The 4,104-nt window shown below is 70.7% G+C and carries 4 protein-coding genes and 1 tRNA gene; 1 reads left to right on the forward strand and 4 read right to left on the reverse strand.

The window, feature by feature from the left end:
• Positions 1–280, forward strand: a 280-nt coding sequence (locus AOM06_RS14960) for a hypothetical protein (protein ID WP_169747756.1), incomplete at its 5' end; no start/stop codon positions are given.
• A gap of 246 nt (positions 281–526) precedes the next feature.
• Here AOM06_RS14960 and AOM06_RS09625 read toward each other — a convergent pair.
• From AOM06_RS09625 to AOM06_RS09640, 4 genes are all read right to left on the reverse strand, one after another.
• Positions 527–613 (reverse strand) — tRNA-Leu (locus AOM06_RS09625).
• 70 nt (positions 614–683) lie between these two features.
• Positions 684–1,085, reverse strand: coding sequence for a hypothetical protein (locus tag AOM06_RS09630; RefSeq protein WP_156163667.1), 402 nt, complete (start codon positions 1,083–1,085; stop codon positions 684–686).
• 85 nt (positions 1,086–1,170) lie between these two features.
• Positions 1,171–2,361 (reverse strand): methyl-accepting chemotaxis protein, encoded by a 1,191-nt coding sequence (locus AOM06_RS09635; RefSeq protein WP_082105479.1) that lies wholly within the window; start codon positions 2,359–2,361, stop codon positions 1,171–1,173.
• Positions 2,362–2,443: 82 nt separating this feature from the next.
• Positions 2,444–4,015 (reverse strand): methyl-accepting chemotaxis protein, encoded by a 1,572-nt coding sequence (locus tag AOM06_RS09640; RefSeq protein ID WP_062305219.1) that lies wholly within the window; start codon positions 4,013–4,015, stop codon positions 2,444–2,446.
• Positions 4,016–4,104: the final 89 nt, after the last annotated feature.

The following is a 4,104-nucleotide window of genomic DNA, read 5'->3' on the forward strand; positions in this document are numbered from 1 at the left end:
CCTCGAGAGCTTCAACGCGGCCCTCAAGGAGAAGGACCACGAGGAGCTCGAAGACGGCGGCCGCCGGCCCGTGCGCGGCTTCGCCAAGCAGGCGCTCATCGTCGCCCTCATGGTCTACGCCTGCAACGTCCGCACGATCCGCACATTCATGCAGGCGTACGCAGATAACCTCCCGCCCCTGCCGACCGACACGGAAGGCGGGAACCCGCACGGGCCGCACACTCATGCCATCGACGTAGACCACGAGGACCTCCCCCCGCCCGACCGGCTCGCCGCGTAACGCGGCCGCCTCGGAACCGAACAGCGCGACCCGCCTCCGGCCCACCAAGGGCCGGAGGCGCAAGCATGCCCAGAACCGGCTGGAACGACCCTCCAACACCCCTACATAGGCGCACATAGCAAGAAGGCCGCCCGAGACTGACGTCTCGGGCGGCCTTTTCGCCGTCTTGGGCCCCAGGAGAGGCCTCCCGGGCCTCCGCTGAGCGGATTAACCCAATCCCGGTCGTTCTTTGATCGAACAACCCAATGGTGCGCGAGGGGGGAGTTGAACCCCCACGCCCTTTCGGGCACACGGACCTGAACCGTGCGCGTCTGCCTATTCCGCCACTCGCGCGCGCCGGGCAACTCTAGCACGAATCGGGCATGCCGCCTGACCACGCCGACGCCCTCGACGCCGGCACACGTCACCCTACGGCGCGCGATCCCTGCTCGGCGCTGGTTGACTCCGCACGCGTCGCCTCGGCCACCGCCATCGCGGTCTCCGCGGCGGCGACGTCGGCGGCGAGCCGCGCCGCGATGCGCTGGGACTCGAGGCCCATCTCCGCGATCTTGTCCGCGGTGCTCGGCCCGGCGGCGGGCGCGATCGACTCGATCGCCGCGTCGATGCGCGACGAGGCGACGGACAGCCGCAACGCCGCCCACACGGCCACCAGCACCGCGCACAGCGCCACCGGGACGGCCACGCCACCCACGCCGGCGGTGAGCGCCGCGAGGCCCACCACGAGCAGCGGCCCTGCCGCGGCCAGGATGACGATGCGCGCCACCAGCCCGCGTCGGGAGGCCGAGGGGTTCTGCGTCGTGGTCATGCCTCCCCGATCGACCGCGGCGTCCTCGAGTTGAGGCGCCGCGGCCATCACATCGTTCTGTTGATCAGGGACGATGCCGGGCACGTCAGCGACGGAAGCCCGCGACCGTGCCGTGAAGCGACGTCGCGAGCTCGGTGAGCTCGGCGACCGACGCGTCGGCCTCGGAGGTCATCTCGGCGCCGCGCGAGGCGACGTCCGCCACCGCCGCGATGGACGTCGCGATCTCCGAGGAGCCCAGGGCGGCCTCGGCCACGCCGCGGCTCATCTCCGCGGTGGTCGCGGTCTGCTCCTCGACCGCCGACGCGATCGTCAGCTGGAAGTCGTTGATCTGCTTCACGATCTCGCTGATCTCACCGATCGCATCCACGGCACCGCCGGTGTCCTCCTGGATCGCAGCCACCCGGCGCGCGACCTCCTCGGTCGCCTTCGCCGTCTCCTGCGCCAGGTCCTTGACCTCACCGGCCACGACAGCGAAGCCCTTGCCGGCCTCGCCCGCGCGAGCGGCCTCGATCGTGGCGTTCAGCGCCAGCAGGTTCGTCTGCTCGGCAATGCTCGAGATCACCTTGATGACCTCACCGATCTCCTGGCTCGAGACGCCCAGACGGGCCACCTTCTCGTTCGTGGCCTCGGCCACGCCCGTCGCCTGCGCCGCCACCCGAGCGGCCTCGTTCGCGTTGTGCGAGATCTCCTTGATCGACGCACCCATCTGCTCCGCGCCGGCGGCGACGGCCTGCACCGAGGCGTTGACCTCGCCAGCCGATGCCGCCGCGCTCGTCGCACGCTCCGACGAGTCGCGCGAGCCCGCGCCGACCTGCGCGTTGGTCGCGGCCAGCGAGCGCGCCGACTCCGCCACGGTGCGCGCCGTCTCCTCGATGTAGAGGATGAGCGCGCGCAGCGAGGCCGCGGTGCGGTCCATCGCCTCGGACATGTCGCCGAGCTCGTCGTTCGAGGTGATGCCCGCGGTCGCGTCGAACTCGCCGCGCGCGGCTGCCTCGATGGTGGCCTGGATCCTGTGCGCGCCGCGCGTGATGCGGGTCGCGAGCATGAGCCCGATGGTCGCGGTGCCGACGACCGCGGCGACCAGCACCGCGACGATGATGCCGCGAGCACCACCGACGCTCGTGCTCGGGTCATCAGCGACCCTCTGCACCTGGACGAGGGCGACGCCGCACACCGCGACGACGATGAGCACGCCGACGCCGAAGGCGCCGACGATCTGCGCCATCAGGGGCACACGGGGACCACGGCGCGCGGGGCGACCGGAGGTGGGGTTCATCTCTCTCCAAACACGGGGGACGATGCCGGGCGGACGATGCGGTCATCGCCGCATCGCCCTTCCCGGCGGGTGGGGTAGTGCTTCAGTACGTGAAGGTCTCGACCTTGGCGCGCAGATCCGCGGACAGCTCCGCGAGCTCGGACACCGAGGCACCGATCTGGTCCAGGACCGACGCGGCATCCGAGGACGCCTGAGCGACCGTCGAGATCGAGCCCGCGATATCGGACGACCCGGTCGCGGCCTCGGCCACGCCGCGGGACATCTCCGCGGTGGTCGCGGTCTGCTCCTCCACCGCCGACGCGATCGTCAGCTGGAAGTCGTTGATCTGCTTCACGATCTCGCTGATCTCACCGATCGCATCCACGGCACCGCCGGTATCCTCCTGGATCGCCGCCACACGACGCGCGACCTCCTCGGTCGCCTTCGCCGTCTCCTGCGCCAGGTCCTTGACCTCGCCCGCGACGACAGCGAAGCCCTTGCCGGCCTCACCCGCGCGAGCGGCCTCGATCGTGGCGTTCAGCGCCAGCAGGTTCGTCTGCTCGGCAATGCTCGAGATCACCTTGATGACCTCACCGATCTCCTGGCTCGAGACACCCAGACGGGCCACTTTCTCGTTCGTCGACTCCGCCACCGTGGTCGCCTGAGCCGCCACACGAGCAGCCTCATTCGCGTTGTGCGAGATCTCCTTGATCGACGCACCCATCTGCTCCGCACCGGACGCGACGGCCTGCACGGACCGGTTGACCTCATCGGCAGCATTCGCCACCACACCCGCACGGGCGCTGGTCTCCTGCGAGCCCGCCGACACCTCGGCATTCGCCGCCGACAGCTCCTCAGCAGCAGCCGCCACCGTCACCGCCGACGACACCACACCCGACATCGTCTCCCGCAGGGACACCTGCGCGGCGTTGACCGCGGCCGCCATGCGGCCGATCTCGTCGTTGCTGGCCACCTGCGCCGCGACCGTGAGGTCGCCGTCCGCCATCGCCTCGACGGCGACCTTGACGGACGTGACCGAACGCATGATGCGCACGAGCATCCGGACCGCGAAGCTCGCGCCCAGCAGGATCGCGAAGGCGGCGAACAGCACGACCGTCAGCTTGACGGAGGCCGCACGGTCGTCGGAGTCCGCGAGAAGCTCGGCCTCGCGCGCCTCGATCTGAGCGTCGAGCGAGTCGACCGCGCGCTCGACCAGGGCGTTGAAGGTGTCGAGGTCCACGGCCTCGCCGCCGCTCATCTTCCCGGTCTTGAAGCCTTCCCACGCGGCGAGCGCCTCGGCGTCCTCCTCGATCGCGATGCCGAAGGCTGCCTCGTAGCCGGCGACGAAGGCCGCGTAGGACTCGTCGAAGGCCGCAGCGCTCTCGGCGATGCCTGCCGCGGAAGCGGCCTGCTGCTCGGGCGTCATGAGCGCCATCGCCGCGGCCTGGACCCGCACCTGCCACAGGGTGTCGTTGACCGCCGCGAACGCCTCGTGCTGCGCGTCGATGGTCTCGATCGTCTCGGACTCATGGTCGCCCATGGCGCTCACCTGGGTGAACGCGATGATCGCGAGCGTGAGCGTCGCGAGCAGCTGCCCGCCGAACAGCATCGCGAAACGCCGTGCGAGCGTCGCGCCCTTGGCGCTGCGCTCGGGGGCGGGGGTGGGGGCTTCCATGTCTCTCCTTGGTGCTGCTTCTTGCGGACCCGTCCTGGGTCACGCCTCGTCGAGGCACCACGGCGGGCCCGCGCGAGACAGCTCTCGCG

The organism is Demequina subtropica, from assembly GCF_000971235.1.
Taxonomy (GTDB): domain Bacteria; phylum Actinomycetota; class Actinomycetes; order Actinomycetales; family Demequinaceae; genus Demequina; species Demequina subtropica.